Annotated in this window: 2 protein-coding genes; both read left to right on the top strand. The window is 63.7% G+C overall.

Going from position 1 to position 2377, the window contains the following annotated elements:
• Positions 1–1876: EndoU domain-containing protein (locus WG922_RS21875; RefSeq protein WP_340285161.1), on the top strand; the 1876-nt coding region annotated here is incomplete at its 5' end.
• Positions 1873–2286, top strand: coding sequence for a hypothetical protein (locus WG922_RS21870; RefSeq protein WP_340285160.1), 414 nt, complete (start codon positions 1873–1875; stop codon positions 2284–2286). The genes WG922_RS21875 and WG922_RS21870, both read left to right, overlap by 4 nt.
• The last annotated feature ends 91 nt before the right edge of the window (positions 2287–2377 follow it).

The following is a 2377-nucleotide window of genomic DNA, read 5'->3' as shown; positions in this document are numbered from 1 at the left end:
GGCCGTGGGCGTGAGCGTAGGCGGCGGTGCGGGCGCCGAATCGACAGGCCTCTCGGGCGCGGGTATCGGCCTGGGCAGCGACAGCGGCAGCACCAGCAGCATGAGCCGCGCGGGCATCTCCGGCATTGCGGGGAATGTGAGCGTGCGCAGCGACGACGCCGAAGCGGGCATCGCACGGATCTTCGACGCGGACAGCGTGCAAAGAGACATCGACGCGCAGGTGCAGATCATGCAGACCTTCACGCGCGAGGCGCCGAGGGCGGCGGCGACGTTCGCGCAAAACCGCATAACGGTCTTGACGGAGCAGCTGCGCAACGAGCCCGACGAAGGCAAGCGGGCGCAGTTGCAAACCGAGATCGACCGGTGGGGCGAAGGCGGCCTCTACCGCAACGTCATGCACACGGCCATCGGGGCGCTGGGCGGCGGCGTCCCTGGCGCAGCCGGTGCGGCCGTCGCAGCCGGCGCGGCGCCGCTGCTGAACGACATGCAGGCGAGCGTTGCGCAGGCCCTGCGCGAGAGCGGGCTCAGCCCAGAGACCGCGCGCATCGCCGCCCAAGCGGTCAGCGGCCTGACCGCCACCGCCGCTGGCTTGGTCGTGGGCGGGCCAACGGGCGCGGCCTTGGCGGCGGGCGTGGACTTCAACAACCGGCAGTTGCATGCAAGCGAAACCCAATGGATTCGCGACAACGCCCGGCGCTTTGCCGCGCAGCACGGCATCAGCGAGCAGCAGGCCGAAGAGCGGTTGGCGCAGCAAGCGTTCCGGCAGGTGCAGTTCGGCACGCAGGGCGACTGGGATGCGCAGGCACAGTCCTTCCTAGGCCAGGCGCCCAGGCAGATGCTGCCGCCCGATGCCGCTTTCGCGGAAGCCGGGCCGGGCTACATGTTCCACGCCACCCCGCAGCAGCGCGCCAACGCGCAGATGTACGTCAGCGAGGTAATGCGTGATCCGCAGGCGATCTCGTTCTACCGGACCAACAACATCCAGCAGCCGACGATTGCGCAGATCGCACAGGCAACCGGCCGGGACCAGCAGGCGCGCGAGCGCATCGCCGGGCAAACCATCCAGGCGGCGGTGCTTGCAGGTGCCCTGGCTTTGGCGCCGGCGGCCGGGACAGTGGCGGCGGAGGTAGCGGCGTTCGCGCGCAATCCCTACGGCTACTGCATGGTCAACCCGACCAAGTGCTTGATAGCCGTCGATACAGCCGCCACCACAGCTGCTGGTGTGCCGAACAGCACGGTCAACCTGTCCCCGGCTGCTTCGGCGGTCAGAGCGGCAAACCAGCAAACGCGCGTAAGCCAGGAGGTCGCTGCGCTGCGCCAGATCGGTGCTCAAAACACCACCTTGGCCGCGCAGTTGGACCATGTCACGATCACCCGCGCCGAGAGCAATCTCTACAACCAGCTTGCAGACCAGGCCAGAATCAGGCCGAACACCAGCAACGATGCGTTCTACAGGGCCAACACAGACCGAGCTCTGCTGGCTAACAACAACTTCGACATGAACCATGTTCTGGCCGGCGAGATCAACGCAAGGGGTGCGGCCACCGGGTATCACGCGGAGTTCGCAGCGGATGGCGCCGCGCGCATTGCGCCTGGGGCGAACATCGTGCGAAACCCGAACGGCACTTTTGAAGCGCCGGTGCAGATTTGGGATGAAGTCAGCAGGGCATGGATTGATAAGCGCAGGTCATCAACATTTTTTCCTCCAGATTGGTCGCAGGCACGGATTGAGTATGAAACATCAGGTGCGTTCAGCAATCGTCGGTCCGACCCTCAGGGTGGGTGGCTGGGTGAATCTCCAAGCGGAATTGAGATCCGCTTCTTCTGGGATCCGAAGAATCAGCGCACTACGTTTTATCCATTGGGGGGTCCATGAAGTCGCCACTCAAGCTCCGAGTCGAGCCGCGTAAAAAAATTGAAGTCGATGGCGAGAGGCAAGTGACTAGAAAAATTTCCGTTATTGACAACGATCGGAATATTGTTGAGCCATACGACCTCATGTGTGCCTGCCTCGACAGCGATGTCCAGACGGTGGAGGGATCTGGCGCGTTGTTTATGCACTGGCTGCGCAAAATCGAAGCCGGTGAAGTAGGATTCATCGACTTCGGCGGTAATGGATGGACGGTAAATGCTAACCGTGACAAGGTTTGGTTCGAAGGCCTCTACAGCCAAGGCGAAGGTGGCGAAGTGAGCTTCGCGCAGTTCAAGTTCGCGCTGGAGACCTACCTCAAGTACCTCGCTGATCCGCAGCACAAGCCGATCGAAGTGGAATTCCCAGACCACTGACCGCGCGCGGATTCCGCTGCTGACCACCGATATCGCGATCGACAGCCACGCAGTCGATCAGCAGTCGGCCGTGCACGGCAGGGGCTACGAG

It is taken from the genome of Ramlibacter sp. AN1015, assembly GCF_037726105.1.
GTDB lineage: Bacteria > Pseudomonadota > Gammaproteobacteria > Burkholderiales > Burkholderiaceae_C > Ramlibacter.
This window is presented reverse-complemented; position numbering and strand designations above follow the sequence as displayed.